We start from the raw sequence: 14,460 nt of genomic DNA on the forward strand, positions 1-14,460 counted from the left end.
GCTAACTCGGGAGGCACTCGAACGCGGGTGCTCCGCCGACCGATCCGGAGACGTTGAATCCGAACTCGATCGAGCCGCCGACCGCGATCGACTGGTTCCAGCCCGCCGGCTCGGCCATCTCCATGTCGCCCATGGTCGAATGCTCGGCGTTCCAGATGTTCGCCACCGTCACCCCGGTGCTCGCCCACTTCCAGTGGAGCATCCAGTTGTGGATGGCCTGGCTGCCGGTGTTGGCGACCTTCACGGTGACCGTGGCCCCCGAGCCCCAGCTGTTGACCGTGGCGGTCGCGGCGCACGCGTAGCCGTTGCCGGGTCCGCCTGTGGTGGGCTCGTCGGTCGGGTCGTCGCTGGTCGGGTCGTCCGTGGGCTCGCCCGGCGTCGTGGTCGGGTCGCCGCTGGGCTGGCCCGAGCCGAACCAGACGTCGGAGCACGCGTAGAACGTCTGGTCCTGGTGGCTGGCCTGCCAGATCATGTACACGACGTGGTGGCCGGTGCGGTTGGGCGCGGCGACGGGGATGTCGACGAGGGTGCCGCCGCCGGTGGGCGGGGTGCGCCCGACGCCGGGGTCGATGTCGCCGGTGTCTCTCACGAGTTCGAGGTCCGCCCAGTCGAGTGCGTCCGTCTGGGCGTTGTACCCCTGCCTGGTGACGTAGATGCGGTAGTAGTCGGCGCCGTGGTTGGCCTGGTCCCAGTTGGTGAACGTGAAGTTCGCGTTCACCTGGGTGGTCTTCCACGGGCCCGGCGTGTCGAGGGCCGCGTACCGGGTGCCGCCCGTCTGGCCGCCGCTGCACAGCTGGTTGTCGGGGACGGCGGCCTGGTGGTTGCCGCCGACCTGCTCGCGGTAGAGGCCGTTCCAGTTCCACATGGCGTTGGTGTCGTTCTGCCATGCGGCCCAGCACATCGGGTCCTCGGTGGCCATGTCCGGGTTCTGGAAGTCCGAGCCCCAGCGCTCCCAGCAGCTGTAGTGGCGCGAGGGCTGGGCGATGGAGGTGCCGTGGCTGGAGGCGGGCTGGATGAACAGCACTGCCGCCGTGCCGGCCGCGAACAGCGCGGCGACGAGGACGATGAGGCTGCGGACGCTCATGCGGCGGGCGCCGCGCCGGGGCGGGTCGAGCCGGTGGAGGCCGAAGCGTTTGACATTGATCATGATAGCGCTCCCAACACATAGGAACATTGAGTTATTTCAATATAACCTGGATAGAGCGCGCTAGTGAACATCGGCGGCGTTATTTTCAATACCCGACCAATCGAACTCCTCGCAGGTGCCCGCCGCGGGAACGCGAACGCGGTCCCGGCTGCCGGTGCCGGGACCGCGTTCCGAGGGGATCCGCCTAGGAGGCGAGGCAGTCCATCTCGGGCATCGAACTGAGCGCGCCGTTGACGTTGAAGCCGAACGAGATCGTGTTGCCCGGTTCGATGGTCTGGTTCCATCCGACGGGTTCGAACATCTCAGAGGTGCCCATGTTGGAGTACTCGGCGTTCCAGGTGTTGCTCACCGTGACGTTCGAGTTCGCCAGCCAGGCCCAGTGGAGCATCCACGCGTGGACGGTCCGGGTGCCGGTGTTCGCCACGGTGACCGTGACGGTGGCGCCCGAGCCCCAGCTGTTGACCGAGGTCGTCGCCGCGCAGCTCAGGTCGGCCGGGGGATCGGTCGGGTCCGTGGGCGGGTCCGTCGGGTCGGTGGGGGGATCGGTCGGGTCGGTCGGCTCCTCGCTGGGGCCGCCCTCGCCGAACCACACGTCCGAGCAGGAGTAGAAGGCCTGGTCGATGTGGCTGGCCTGCCAGACCACGTAGACGATGTGCCGTCCGGTGCGCCCGGGGGCGCTCACGGGGATGTCGACGGCCTCGCCGGGCTCGTAGACGCCGGTGGAGACGACCCGTTCGAGGTCGGCCCAGTCGAGCGAGTCGGTGGTGGCGTCGTAGCCCTGCCTGGACACGTACACCCAGTAGTAGTCGCCGCCGTGGACGGCGGTGTCCTCGTAGTGGAGGTTGAAGTTGTTCTCGAGCGGCGTCGTGTGCCAGGCGCCGGCGGCGTCGAGGGAGTTGTAGCGGCCGCCTTCGGCCCGTCCGCCCGAGCAGAGCTGGTTGTCGGGGATGCGCGTCTCGTGCTGGCCCGCCATCCCCTCGCGCAGGAGCCCGTTCCAGTTCCACATGGTGTTGGGGTTGGCCTGCCAGGCCTGCTGGCACATGGGGTCGGTGTCGCCCATGTCGGGGTTGAGGTGGTCGTCGCCCCAGCGCTCCCAGCAGCTGTACTGCCGGGACGGGGGGCTCGTGGCGGTGCCGTGGCCGGCGGCCGGCTGGATGAAGAAGAACGCCGAGGCGCCCGCGGCCGCTATCGCGGCGAGGAGGACGATCGCGTTTCTGACGCGATGTCGGGACTTCGTGAACATGGAAGCGCTCCCAATTCGAAAGAAATTGATACGCATCAATGTATCGTGATCGGGTCCGCCTGTAAAGTCCGGATGCGCCCTTTCGCCCCGCGACCCTCAGCGGCGCTTGCCCAGGATCACCGAGCGCGTGGCCTCCTCGGCGTCCTCATGGCACACGAACACGAGCTCGTCGCCCGATTCGAGGGTGTCGTCGGGCGTCGGGGCGATGACGCGCCGGCCCCGGATGATCGCCACCAGCGCGCAGTCGTGCGGCAGCGGCACCTCGGCGACCCGCTTGCCCACGTGCGGGGCCTCCAGCGGCAGCGTGATCTCCACCAGGTTCGCCTGGGACTGGCGGAAGGTCAGCAGGCGCACCAGGTCGCCGACGCTCACGGCCTCCTCCACGAGCGCGGCCAGCAGCCGCGGCTTGGAGACCGAGACGTCCACGCCCCACTCCTCGTTGAACAGCCACTCGTTCTCGGCCCGGTTGACCCGCGCGACCACCCGCGGCACCGCGAACTCGGTCTTCGACAACAGGCTCACCACCAGGTTCACCTTGTCGTCGCCGGTCGCCGCGACCGCCACGTCGCAGCCCTCCAGGTGCGCCTGGCGCAGGTTCTCCAGCTCGCACGCGTCCGCGAGCAGCCATTCGGCGTCCGGGACCCGCTCGGGCCGCATCGAATCGGGGTCCCGCTCGATCAGGAGCACCTGATGGCCGTTGCCGACCAGCTCGGCGGCGATCGACCGGCCCACGTTCCCGGCCCCTGCGATGGCGACCCTCATGCGGCACCTCCCTGCGGGGCGGCGCCCGCGATCTGCCGGATCTTCGCCCGGTCCCCGTCGGCCACCAGCATGTACACCTGGTCGCCGTCCTGGAGCACCGTCGACGCCGTCGGCAGCGTCGCGCGCCCGAACCGCGTCACGTACGCGACCCGGTGCCCGGTGGCCTGCTCCAGCGCCGACAGCGCGAGCCCGTACCAGCCCTCGTCGCACGACACCTCGACCATCGACAGCGACGCCGTCGGGTCCCGCCACAGCGGCTCCTGGTCCTCGGGCAGCAGATGGCGCATGAGCCGGTCTGCCGTCCACCGCACCGTCGCCACCGTCGGAATGCCCAACCGCTCGTAGACCGTGGCCCGCTGCGGATCGTAGATGCGCGCGATGACCTTCGGGACGCCGTAGTTCTCGCGCGCCACCCGCGCCGCGATGATGTTCGAGTTGTCGCCCGAGGACACCGAGACGAACGCGTCGGCGCGGTTGATCCCCGCCTTCGCCAGGACCTCTCGGTCGAAGCCGACCCCGCGCACGGTCGTCTCGTCGAAATCGGGGCCGAGCCGCCGGAACGCCTTCGGGTTCTGGTCGATGATCCCGACCGTGTGCCCGCGCTCGGCCAGGCTGCGCGCCAGGGACGAACCCACGCGCCCGCACCCCATGATCACCACGTGCACTCGGATCCACCCCATTCCCAACGCCGACGACGTGACCATACCGCGCGGGCCGCCGCCCCGCTCCCGACGCATCGACTCCCCTCCGCGGCGAAGACCGTCCGCCCCACCGGGACGCAGAGCGGACCGCCTCCGGCCATCGACCCCCGGCCACAAAGGAGCGCCCACGGGCCACGGACGCCACCCCCTCCCCTCCCGACGCACCCGCCTCGGCGCCGTCACCGCCGAAGCGGCCGTGAAGAACTGACCGCCCGAAGCCGGTCCGCGGCCGGGGCCGACCGCCACCGGCCCCTGCCGCGACATGCCGCCCGCCGCGTCGGACCGGGCGATACGCTACGGCCGTGACCCGGTCCCTGTCCGTCTTCAAACGGCTGCTCGTCGGCGAGCCGTTCGCCTCAGGGCACCGCCGGCCCTCGCTGACGCTCTCCAAGCGCTACGCCATCCCCCTGCTCGCGGTCAATCCGATCTCCTCCGTCGCCTACGCCCCCGAGCAGGTCTTCCTCGTCCTCGGCGCCGCCGGCACCGCCGCCTACGCCTTCTCCATCTGGACCGGACTGGCCGTCGCCGTCGTCATGGCCGCCGTCATCGCCTCCTACCGCTACACCGTCCAGGCCTACCCGGGCGGCGGCGGCGACTACCGGGTCGTCGCCGCGAACTTCGGGCCCCGCGCCGGACGCCTCGCCGCCGCCGCGCTCGTCCTCGACTACATCCTCACCGTCGCCGTATCGGTCGCCGCCGCCGTCGCGGCCCTCGACGCGCTCTGGCCCGCCCTCCACCCCTGGCGCGAATGGATCGCCGTCGCCGCCATCGCACTCCTCGCCGCCTACAACCTCCGCGGCCTGCGCGTCTCAGGACGCCTCGCCGCCGCCGTCACCGTCGCGTTCGTCGCCGGCATGGCCGCACTCCTCATCGTCGGCCTCACCCGCATCGCCGCCGGCGACGACCTCATCGCCGCCTCCGCCGACCACGAGACCGCCGACCCCCGCGAATGGACCTCCGCCGCACTGCTCGTCCTGTGCGCCAGGGCCTTCGCCGCCGGATCCGTCGCCGTCACCGGCATCGAGACGTTCACGACCCGCGTCCGCTTCTTCCGCCCCCCGCGCGGACGCAACGCCGCCGCCGCGATCACCACCGTCGGCGGCACCACCCTCGTCCTCTTCATCGGCATCGTCGTCCTCGCCCACCTCACCGGCGCACAGTCCTCCGCGCGGCCCGGCCCCGCCGACTACCTCGCCCACCCGCTCATCGCCCAGCTCACCGAGACCGCCTTCGACGCCTCGCCCGCCGCCCTGTGGCCGATCATGCTCGCCACCGCCGGCGTCCTGCTCCTCGCCGCCAACACCGCGTTCGTCGGCTTCCCGCAGCTCGCCTCCGTCTTCGCCGGCGACTCGCTCCTGCCGCGCCAGCTCCACAAGCGCGGCGACCGCCTCGTCTACTCCAACGGCATCCTCATCCTCGCCGTCGCCGCCGCACTCCTGGTCCTGCTCTTCGGGGGCGGCGCCCACGACCTCATGGACCTGTACATCGTCGGCGTCTTCCTCTCGATGGTCCTGGCCCACGCCGCGATGGTCCGCCACTGGCGCGGCGTGCTCGACGTCGAACGCGACCCCGCCCGCCGGGCCCGGGCGCACCGCGCCCGCGCCACCGCGCTGGCCGCGGCGCTCGCGTGCGGGGCCGTGCTCGCGATCGTGGTCGTGGCCGACTCCGGGGCGGGCGGGTGGGTCGCGGTGCTCATCATCGGCGGCTGCTACCTGCTGATGCTGTTCATCTCGCGCCACTACACGGCCGTGCGCGAGGAGATCGAGCTGCCGCCGGGGAAGCCGCGCCTGCCCGCGCGCAGCCACGCGGTCGTGCTCACCTCCCGCGTGAACCTGCCGCTGGTGCGAATGCTGGCCTACGCCAGGGCCGCGAGGCCGGACACGATCACGGCGCTGACGGTGAACGTGGACGCGGCGGCGTCGCGCCAGCTCCTCGCCGAATGGGAGCGGCGGGGCTTCAAGGTGCCGCTGACGGTGGTCGACTCGCCGTACCGGGAGATCACGGGGCCGATCGTGGACTACGTGAAGGAGCTGCGCCGCGACGGCCCGCGCGACGTGGTCACGGTGTACCTGCCGGAGTTCGTGGTCGGCCAGGGGCGCCAGAAGGGCCGGGTGCGGCGCGTGTACTTCAACTGGGCGGCCAATCTGCTGCACAACCAGACGACCAAGGCGATCCGCCGGCAGCTGAAGTACGAGCCGGGCGTGATGATCTGCATCGTGCCGTGGATCCTCGGCGAGAGCACCGAACCGCCCCCGCTGCGCCGCATCCACCGCTGAGCACCGCCGGTCGGGGCAGCGCCTCGTCGACCGGAGCCTTGCATGAGCCCGCCGCTGCGAGGCCGTGAGCTGCGCTCACTGTCGGTCCGACCGGATACGGTCGCTCTGGGGCCCCGGACCGCGATGTCACACCTGCGTGGTAAGTCGCGATCCGGCCCGGAGCGGGCCGTATCCTGGCGTGCGGCCCGAAAAGGCCGGGCCGGGCCCGCCGAACACCGCACCGCCCGAACCCCGCATCACCTGAACACCGCACCACCCGAACACCGAACTGCCCGAACGCCGAGTGCTTGAGGATGAGGACGAATGATCGTCACCGTTGGAGACGTCGCCGCGGGAGGCCACTGCGTGGCCCGCGTCGACGGCGAGGTCTACTTCGTCCGCCACGCCCTGCCCGGCGAGACCGTCCGCATCGAGATCAACGAGCGCAAGAAGCGCTTCGCGTTCGCCGACGCCGTCGAGGTCATCGAGGCCTCGCCCGACCGCGTCGAGCCGCCCTGCGCCTTCGCGGGCCCCGGCAAGTGCGGCGGCTGCGACTTCCAGCACGCCACCCCCGAGTCCCAGCGCCGCCTCAAGGCGAAGGTCCTGTTCGACCAGCTCACCCGCATCGGCGGCATGGACCCGAAACTCCTCGAGGACGTCGAGGTCGAAGAGCTGCCGTGGAGTGAGGGCGCGCTCGGCTGGCGCACCAGGATGCAGTACGCGGTCGACCCGTCCGGGCGGCCGGGCCTGCGCGCCCACAAGTCGCACGACATCATCCCGATCGACAAGTGCTCCATCGCCACCGAGCGCATCCGCGAATCCGACGTGCTCACCCTGAAGTGGGACGGCATGGGCGCCGTGGGCGTCGTCGACGCCGACGACGACCAGCTCGCGGTCTACACCCAGCTGCGCCGCACCGCCCGCCCGCACCACAAGAGCGGCCCCAAGCAGGTCCACCAGACCGTCGACGGGCACGAGTTCGAGATCGGCTTCGACGGCTTCTGGCAGGTCCACCCCGCCGCCGCGCCCGCGTTCCTGGCCTGCGCGCTGGAATTCCTCCAGCCGCGCGAAGGCGAGTCCGCGTGGGACCTGTACGCCGGCGCCGGACTGTTCGCCTCGGGCCTGTCCGAGGCCGTCGGCGAGACCGGCCGCGTGGTCGCGATCGAGAACGCGGCCTCCTCGCGCACCGCCGCGAACCTCGCCGCGTTCAAGAACGCCGGGGCGATCGAAGGCGACGTGGCGGCGATCGTGCCCGACCTCGGCTCGGTCGACCTCGTGGTCCTGGACCCGCCGCGCAGCGGCGCGGGCCCGGAGGTCGTGGTCGCGCTCGGCGAGGCCCGGCCGCGGGCGATCTGCTACGTGGCCTGCGACGCGGGCGCGCTGGCGCGGGACGCGAGCGACCTCGCGATCGAGGGCTACGAGCTCAAGCGCCTCCGCGCCTTCGACGCGTTCCCGATGACCCAGCACTTCGAGACCATCGCCCTGTTCGAACCGGTCGACTGACGCCGCGCGACGAGCACGAAGACCCGCTTTGCGGGACAACGAATGGCTTTGCGGTGAAATGTCCCCCAGGGGGACCCCTATTCTTAACCCTACGTCCGGAGTGCGACACTTTCAGTGTCGCTCCGATGTGACCGATGTTCGCGTCCGCGCGATGCGGTAGCGTGATGCGGCACCTTACCGCCCCGCTCGGAGCCGATCGATGACCAACTCTCCCTATGCATCCGGACCCGCCGACCCCGGCCGGGCGCCGCAGCCCGCCGGGCCGCCGCCCGGTCCCGCCGCGCAGCCCGGCCGGCCGGCGCCGCTCTCGTTCCAGTACCAGCCGCACAACCCCTACGCGACCTTCGGCACCCCGACCGGCCCGGTCCTGCCGCCCCCGCCCACGTTCGCCGAGCGCTGGGGCATCACCGCGAGCAAAGAGCGCCCCCGGCAGGTCACCTGGATCCTCCAACTCCTGTGGATCCACCTGGCCGCCACCGTGGTCCTGCTCCTCATGTCGCTGACCACCGCGATCTTCGCGTTCGCGGTCTTCTCGTTCCTGCTCGTCGGCGGCCTCGTCTTCGGACTGGTCGTCGCCGCCGCCTGCCTCGTCCTCATCTGGGCCGTCGCGAAGGAAGAGCTGGGCCGCTTCGGGTTCCAGGACCCGCGCAAGAGCATCTACATCGGACTCGGCGTCCTCGGCCTGAACGGCCTCCTCGGGGCCTTCAGCATCCTGAAGGTCATCCCCGGCGCCGTCCAGATCCTCACCGTGCTCCTGATCCTCGCCCTGCTCTACACGAAGCCGGTGCGCGCGTGGCTGAACGACCGCCCCGGCAACTGGCCGCGCAAGATCCCCGACCAGCACCCGAACGCGCAGCAGCAGGCGCCGCAGCAGCCCGTGTGGCGCGACGTCCCGCCGCCCGCCGCCCCGCAGCCGCCCGCCGCCGACGGCCAGGGCCCCGCCGCGACCGGATGGCCGCCGCGCCCCTGACGGGCCTCAGTCGCAGCTGCAGGGGCAGTCGCAACCGCCGCAGCAGCCGTCGCCGTCCGAGTCCCCGCCGCACTGACAGCACTGGCAGCAGTCGCAGCAGTTGCAGCAATCGCAGCACTCCCGGCAGCAGCCCTCGCGAGGCCGCCCCGACCACGGGCCCTCGTAGTGCTCCGAGCAGCACAGCTGGCACGTGCACGCCAGCGCCGCGAAGCTGCACAGGCCCGCCCAGAAGCCGCGCTGGCGCCCGCGGTAGCGCTCGTCGTCGCGGTAGTCGCGCCGCCGGTCGCGTCGGTCGCGCCTGCGGTCGCGGCGCTCGTCGGGCCGGTGGTACGTCGCGCAGGTCGTGCCGAAGGTCTTCGACACCGCATGGCGCGCATAGCGGTCCAGTAGGAGGTCCGTCATCGCCTGGTCCAGCAGCGAAGCGGACGCCAAGGCGGCCTTGAGGTCCGCGAGCGCGCCGCGCACCGCGGGACGCGCGCCCTCGACGCCGACGCCGGTGGCGGCCAGCGGGTTCCACGCCCCGCGCCGCGCGTCCTCGTCGAAGTCCTCGGCGGCGTCGAGCAGGTGCGCCATGCGCCCGAACGCGGTCCCGGCGGCGCGCAGCGCCTCGGCGTTCTCGGGCCTGCCGCCGAGCCCGGCCGCGTGCGCGAACAGCGCGGCGGTGACCGCCTCGGTCGGCGCGGTGACCTCCGTCAACGGGGTGCCGGGGCCGCAGGAGGCCTCGATCTCCCGCTGCCGCTCGATGACGGCGACGAGCGGGTCGACGTCCAGTCCGATCGTGCCGCCGATCGCGGAGGCCTTGGCGCGCAGCCGGTTCGCGGTCATCCCGGCCAGGCCCCGCGCGCCGGGGCGGGCGGCGATGCCGTCGCCGTCCTCGACGTGGTCGCGGATCTTCGCCGATGCGAGCAGGAGCGAGGCGGTCGCGGCCAGGCGCGGCCCGCCGCCGGTGGCGATCTGCTGGCGCCGCATCCCGCGCAGCGCGCACGGCCCGGCGTTGCGGCCGTCGGCCTCGTCGCCCAGTTGGGCCTCGACCAGGACCGAAAGGGCCAGGGCGTCATAGTTCGTGGTCAAGCGGGCGAAATGCCCGGCGTCGTCGCGCAGTTCGAGGCACAAACCGCAGAAATGCCCCATCCAGCGGGGCTTGAGTGCATCGGGGGTGCGGGAGGGGCAGGGCGCGAGGATGCCGAACAACTGGTCTCCTACCTCGTCGGCGGCGCGCCGGGGAGCGGGGCGCCTGTCGGGGGCGTCGATGTCCCGCGTGATTCTAGTGAGCAGACGCAACGCGACCGCCGAGCGCGGGTCGGCGGTCGCGTGCGGGAGGCCTGAAGGGTTCAGGGTGCTCACGGGCGGGCGGCCCGCGGAGCGTCCGAAAATATTAGCACATCTGCATGAATCCGGTGGTGTGTTCGGACCGGAACCGGATCGGTCCGGCCCGTCCGTCAGCCCAGCGGCTTCAGATTGCCGGGCATCTCGTCCCAGGTCAGGCGCACGTGTGCGAGGGTCCCGAAGCCGAGCGTGTCGAACCCGCCCGAAGCCGTGCCGTAGTCCCCGCCGCCGCCCTCGGGGCTGTTCGCGCCGCACATGTTCGCCACGTTCGGCAGCGCGAAGCCCTTGCGGGCGGTGTAGTGGTGGAAGACCATCTCCCACACCGGCCGGGCCTGCCCGCGTCCGCCCGCGCCCATCACGGTGTGCTCCTGGTAGGCGCAGTTCTGGCCGGTGCCCCAGCTGTACTTGGTGAACGGCAGGTCGTTGTTGCCGAGGTTGTAGCGCGCCACGTACTCCGCGGCCTTCGCGAACGCGTTTCCGTTGGCCCCGTACAGGTCGACGCCCTGGTTCCAGGCCATCTCCATGAACGTCGCCATGAGCCCGATGCCCATGATCGAGTGCCCCTGGTCGCGGCCCGACTCCTGCCACTGCGCGAACCCGTTGCCGTGGACGAACGGGATCGCGTTCTCGATGGAGCCGTTGCCCTCGCCGTTCCAGAAGTAGTCGATCGCCTCGTTCGTGATCGACGAGTCGTCGCAGATGATGCCGATGGCGAGCTTGCTCGCCATGTTGCACAGGTCCCAGTTGGCCCAGTAGTTCGTGATGCACGCGTCGTTGTGGTTGGTGAGGAACGAGTTGTTCATCGGCAGGAAGATGCTCGTCATCATGTCCTGGAACGCACCCAGGTTGAACCCCGGGACACCGCGGACGATGTCGGCGGCCGCGCAGAACTGGTACCCGTAGATCCCGGCGGCCAGGAACCGGTCGGCGTTGCCCTGGACGCTCTCCAGTGTGGAGGACCAGCCGTTGAGGATCTGGACGGCCTTGTCGCGGTGCGCGGTCGAGCCGCTGACCCTCCAGCGCAGGGCGTTCTGGTACGCGGCGTGGATGTCGTTGTACAGCTGCGGGTAGTTCTGGCCGGTGCCGCCGCGGATGATGACCGCCGTGGGCCGCGCGGCCCAGGTGCTCTGGGCGCGGCCGTTGGCGATGAGCCGGTTCCAGCCCGAGAGCCACGGGTCCAGGCCCGCGTTGACCTTGGCGGCCATGCGGTCGAAGTCGGCCTGGGTGTGGAGCATCCCGGGATGGACGGCCAGTGCGCCGACGTCCTCGGTGGCCTCCTCTTGGGCGCCGGCCGCTCGGAGGCCGCCGATGCCCGCGGCGGCGAGGCCGCCCGCGGCGACCGCGCCCTGGAACAGGCGCCGCCGCTTGAGGTTCGGTCCGCTCGAGGCGGTGCCGATCCCCGCCGGTGCGGCGGGGCGTGTGGACTTGTTACCTGACATGGTGCTCCTATGCGCCATGCGGTGCGCGATGCCGGGGAATGCCACCGCTTGCTGCGGCGAACGGTCCGAGGGACCGGCGCCGATTGAAATATTAACTTATAGATCAACAAATATCAATACTATCGAACGTCGTCGCGCCCGGTGCGGGACCGGCGGACCCGGCCCCGCACCGCGGCCCCTAAGCGATGAGGGACTTGAAGTCGTTCGCCTCGAGCCAGGCGGACACGCCGGCCTGGACGTCGCCCTCGTGCTCGGCGAAGACCGTGTTCTCCAGGTCCGCGAGCTGCTCGTCGCTCATCGCGAACGTCGCCAGCGCACCCGCCACATCGGCGAACTCCTCGCTGAAGCCCAAGCGCGCCAAGGTGTTGATCGTCTCGGCCTCGCCCAGGGTCAGCTCGGGGTCCTCGAGGTTCTTCAGCTCGTACTTCGCGTACGCCCAGTGCGGCTGCCACAGGGTCACCACGATCGGCTCCTCGGCCGCGATGGCGCTGTCGAGCTCCGTCAGCATCGCCGTGGTCGACGAGGTCTCCAGCTCCAGGTCGGTGATCCCGTAGGTGGGGATGGCGCTGTTCTGCACGGCCTCGGTCAGGCCCGCGCTGGCCTCGATGCCCACGATGCGGCCGCCGAAGAGGTCGGCGTTGGCGTTGAGCTCCGTCAGCGAGTTGACGTCCACATAGGCCGGAACGGCGACGGTGAGCACGGCGCCCTCGTTCCAGGTGCCGAGCTGCTCGAGCTGGTCCCCGTACGTGTCCATGTAGGACTGGTGCGTGATCGGCAGCCAGCCGTCGAGGAACACGTCGAGGTCGCCCGAGGACAGGCCCTCGAACAGCGGCCCGACCTCGGTGAACTCCTGGGTGGTCACGGTGTAGCCGGAGGCCTCCAGGGCCTGGCGCCACATCTCGGTGGCGACGACGGCCTCGTCCCAGTTGATGTAGCCGATGACGATCTCGCCCTCGCCTTCGGGCAGGCCGAAGTCGACGCCTTCCGCGCCGGTCTCACCGGGCTCCTCCTCGACGGAGCATCCCGCGAGGGCCAGCGAGGTGACCGCGCCGGTGGTGATGGCGCCCTTCATGATCGAACGTCGTTGCATCGTTCCTTCTTTCCGGCGCACTGGGAGGCGCGCCAATCGATCCGGTCCGGGGTGTTCGGACGTGCGGGGGACTAGCGGGCGAGCTTCGCGGCCCTGGCGACCGGCGTGCGGTCGGACAGGCCCTGCGTGACGCGGTCGAGCAGGATCGCGAGGAGGACCACCGCGAGTCCGGCGTTGAACCCGGCGGCGATGTCCAGGCGCCCCAGGGACCCGGAGATGACCGAGCCGAGGCCGCCGCCGCCGACCAGTCCGGCGATGACCACCATGGACAGTGCCAGCATGATGACCTGGTTGAGCCCGGCCATGATCGTCGGCAGGGCCAGCGGCAGCTTGATGCGGGCGAGGATGCGCGCGGGCGAGGCCCCGAAGGCCTGTCCGGCCTCGACGACCTCGCGGTCGACCTGGCGCAGGCCCAGTTCGGTGAGGCGCACGCCCGGGGGCATCGCGAAGATGATGGTGGCGATGATGCCGGGCACGACGCCGACGCTGAAGAGCATCACCACGGGGATGAGGTAGACGAAGGCCGGGAGCGTCTGCATGAAGTCCAGCACCGGCCGCGCCACGGCCGAGACCGCCCGGCTCTCGGCGGCGGCGATCCCGAGCGGGATCGCCAGCAGGATCGCGATCGCGGCGGAGACGAGGACCATCGAGAGCGTCTGCATCGTCTGCTCCCAGTACGGGGTCCAGGCGACGACGAACATGCCGATCCCGATGCCGACGCCGAGCTTCCAGCCCCTCGCGGCCCACGCGGCCGCGGCGAACAGCAGCACCATGATGCCCGAGGGCAGCCACAGGAGCCCGTCGGCGAGGTTGGCGTAGAGGAATTCGAGGCCGGTGTCGACGGCGTCGAAGCCGGCGGCCCACGCGTCGCGGGCCCAGCGGATGAACGTCTCCATCCAGTCGCCGAACGGCATGTCGGGCAGCGGCTTCCAGACGTACGTCCAGAGCCAGTCGCGGAGGTAGTCGATCATGCGGGCTGACGCTCCTGTTCGGCCTCGCCGGCGCCCGTGTCGGGCTCGGGCGACAGCGACTTGATGATGGACCTGGTGGTGACCACGCCGAGCGGGTCGGCGTTGTCGTCCACGACCAGCAGCGGCGCCTTGGAGCTGAGGATCGGCTCGTACAGCTCGTTGACGTGCACGTCGGACTCCACCGTGGTGAACTCGCTGGTGTCGCCGGTGCCGCACGGCTCCATGACCGCCTCGGCGGTGAGCACGCGACTGCGGTCGACGTCGGCGGTGAACTCGGCGACGTACTCGTCGGCCGGGCGCAGGAGGAGGTCCTCCGCGGTGCCGAGCTGCTTGACCTCGCCGTCGCAGATGGCGATCCGGTCGCCGATGCGCATGGCCTCGTTGAGGTCGTGGGTGATGAAGACGATGGTCTTGGCCAGTTTGGACTGGAGCTCGAGCAGCTGGTCCTGCATCTCCTGGCGGATGAGCGGGTCCAACGCGCTGAAGGCCTCGTCCATGAGCAGGATCTCGGTGTCGGCGGCGAGGGCCCGGGCGAGGCCGACGCGCTGCTTCATGCCGCCCGAGAGCTGGGCGGGGAGCTTGTCCTCGTGGCCCGACAGGCCCACGAGTTCGACGGCCTCCCTGGCGCGCTCCAGCCGCTCGGTCTTGTTCAGGCCCTTGATCTCCAGGCCGAACGCGACGTTCTCGACCACGGTGCGGTGGGGCAGCAGCGCGAAGTGCTGGAAGACCATGCTGATCTTCTCGCGGCGCAGGCGCCGCAGCTCGCGCGGCGAGAGGGAGCCGAGTTCGACCCCGTCGATCTCGATCCGTCCCGACGTGGGTTTGATGAGGCCGTTGAGCATCCTGATGAGGGTCGACTTGCCGGAGCCGGACAGTCCCATGACCACGAAGATCTCGCCGGGCTCGATCGACCAGTTGTGGTCGATGACCGCGGCGGTGACGCCCTTGGCGTTCAACTGGTCACGGGGCACGCCGGCCTTGAGCTGGCTCACGGCGCCTCGGGCTCCCTTGCCGAAGACCTTGTACAGGGATTCCACTGCTATCGCAGACATA

12 protein-coding genes are annotated in these 14,460 nt (G+C 70.8%); 3 read left to right on the top strand and 9 right to left on the bottom strand.

Going from position 1 to position 14,460, the window contains the following annotated elements:
• Nucleotide 1 precedes the first annotated feature (1 nt).
• The 4 genes from BLQ63_RS07450 to BLQ63_RS07465 form a co-directional block, all read right to left on the bottom strand.
• On the bottom strand, nucleotides 2-1,147 hold the full coding sequence (locus BLQ63_RS07450) for a lytic polysaccharide monooxygenase (RefSeq protein WP_218125117.1): 1,146 nt from the start codon (nucleotides 1,145-1,147) through the stop codon (nucleotides 2-4).
• Between the two features lie 184 nt (nucleotides 1,148-1,331).
• A complete protein-coding gene (locus tag BLQ63_RS07455; protein ID WP_177154821.1) occupies nucleotides 1,332-2,390 on the bottom strand; it encodes a lytic polysaccharide monooxygenase in 1,059 nt (352 codons plus the stop codon).
• A 96-nt stretch (nucleotides 2,391-2,486) separates the two neighbouring features.
• On the bottom strand, nucleotides 2,487-3,152 hold the full coding sequence (locus tag BLQ63_RS07460) for a potassium channel family protein (RefSeq protein ID WP_091031056.1): 666 nt from the start codon (nucleotides 3,150-3,152) through the stop codon (nucleotides 2,487-2,489).
• Nucleotides 3,149-3,817, bottom strand: a complete 669-nt coding sequence (locus BLQ63_RS07465) for an NAD-binding protein (protein WP_091031059.1) — start codon at nucleotides 3,815-3,817, stop codon at nucleotides 3,149-3,151. Before BLQ63_RS07465 ends, BLQ63_RS07460 begins: the two co-directional genes overlap by 4 nt.
• Before the next feature lie 338 nt (nucleotides 3,818-4,155).
• Here BLQ63_RS07465 and BLQ63_RS07470 point away from each other — a divergent pair, with 338 nt between their 5' ends.
• The 3 genes from BLQ63_RS07470 to BLQ63_RS07480 all read left to right on the top strand — a co-directional run bounded on the left by BLQ63_RS07470 (nucleotide 4,156) and on the right by BLQ63_RS07480 (nucleotide 8,581).
• Nucleotides 4,156-6,129 carry an APC family permease gene (locus BLQ63_RS07470; protein ID WP_091031063.1) on the top strand — a complete coding sequence of 658 codons (1,974 nt, stop codon included), beginning with the start codon at nucleotides 4,156-4,158 and terminating at the stop codon, nucleotides 6,127-6,129.
• Nucleotides 6,130-6,432: 303 nt separating this feature from the next.
• Complete coding sequence (locus tag BLQ63_RS07475; protein WP_091031067.1) at nucleotides 6,433-7,611, top strand: class I SAM-dependent RNA methyltransferase; 1,179 nt, start codon at nucleotides 6,433-6,435, stop codon at nucleotides 7,609-7,611.
• 199 nt (nucleotides 7,612-7,810) lie between these two features.
• Complete coding sequence (locus BLQ63_RS07480; protein ID WP_091031070.1) at nucleotides 7,811-8,581, top strand: hypothetical protein; 771 nt, start codon at nucleotides 7,811-7,813, stop codon at nucleotides 8,579-8,581.
• A gap of 6 nt (nucleotides 8,582-8,587) precedes the next feature.
• On the opposite strand, the gene BLQ63_RS07485 is transcribed toward BLQ63_RS07480, so the two are convergent.
• The 5 genes from BLQ63_RS07485 to BLQ63_RS07505 form a co-directional block, all read right to left on the bottom strand.
• Nucleotides 8,588-9,772 (bottom strand): DUF5685 family protein, encoded by a 1,185-nt coding sequence (locus BLQ63_RS07485; protein WP_091031073.1) that lies wholly within the window; start codon nucleotides 9,770-9,772, stop codon nucleotides 8,588-8,590.
• 248 nt (nucleotides 9,773-10,020) lie between these two features.
• Nucleotides 10,021-11,346, bottom strand: coding sequence for an alginate lyase family protein (locus BLQ63_RS07490; RefSeq protein ID WP_091031077.1), 1,326 nt, complete (start codon nucleotides 11,344-11,346; stop codon nucleotides 10,021-10,023).
• Between the two features lie 178 nt (nucleotides 11,347-11,524).
• Entirely contained in the window at nucleotides 11,525-12,436 is a 912-nt protein-coding gene (locus BLQ63_RS07495) for a glycine betaine ABC transporter substrate-binding protein (RefSeq protein WP_091031080.1), read from the bottom strand.
• Nucleotides 12,437-12,507: 71 nt separating this feature from the next.
• Nucleotides 12,508-13,407, bottom strand: a complete 900-nt coding sequence (locus BLQ63_RS07500) for an ABC transporter permease (RefSeq protein ID WP_091031083.1) — start codon at nucleotides 13,405-13,407, stop codon at nucleotides 12,508-12,510.
• Nucleotides 13,404-14,459 (bottom strand): quaternary amine ABC transporter ATP-binding protein, encoded by a 1,056-nt coding sequence (locus BLQ63_RS07505; RefSeq protein ID WP_177154822.1) that lies wholly within the window; start codon nucleotides 14,457-14,459, stop codon nucleotides 13,404-13,406. Before BLQ63_RS07505 ends, BLQ63_RS07500 begins: the two co-directional genes overlap by 4 nt.
• Nucleotide 14,460 lies beyond the last annotated feature (1 nt).

This window comes from Glycomyces harbinensis, assembly GCF_900101745.1.
GTDB lineage: Bacteria > Actinomycetota > Actinomycetes > Mycobacteriales > Micromonosporaceae > Glycomyces > Glycomyces harbinensis.

Coding starts and splice junctions, on each gene's coding strand:
- BLQ63_RS07450 (WP_218125117.1), bottom strand. CDS start 1,147: ATGATCAATGTCAAACGCTTCGGCCTCCACCGGCTCGACCCGCCCCGG.
- BLQ63_RS07455 (WP_177154821.1), bottom strand. CDS start 2,390: ATGTTCACGAAGTCCCGACATCGCGTCAGAAACGCGATCGTCCTCCTC.
- BLQ63_RS07460 (WP_091031056.1), bottom strand. CDS start 3,152: ATGAGGGTCGCCATCGCAGGGGCCGGGAACGTGGGCCGGTCGATCGCC.
- BLQ63_RS07475 (WP_091031067.1), top strand. CDS start 6,433: ATGATCGTCACCGTTGGAGACGTCGCCGCGGGAGGCCACTGCGTGGCC.
- BLQ63_RS07480 (WP_091031070.1), top strand. CDS start 7,811: ATGACCAACTCTCCCTATGCATCCGGACCCGCCGACCCCGGCCGGGCG.
- BLQ63_RS07490 (WP_091031077.1), bottom strand. CDS start 11,346: ATGTCAGGTAACAAGTCCACACGCCCCGCCGCACCGGCGGGGATCGGC.
- BLQ63_RS07495 (WP_091031080.1), bottom strand. CDS start 12,436: ATGCAACGACGTTCGATCATGAAGGGCGCCATCACCACCGGCGCGGTC.
- BLQ63_RS07500 (WP_091031083.1), bottom strand. CDS start 13,407: ATGATCGACTACCTCCGCGACTGGCTCTGGACGTACGTCTGGAAGCCG.
- BLQ63_RS07505 (WP_177154822.1), bottom strand. CDS start 14,459: ATGTCTGCGATAGCAGTGGAATCCCTGTACAAGGTCTTCGGCAAGGGA.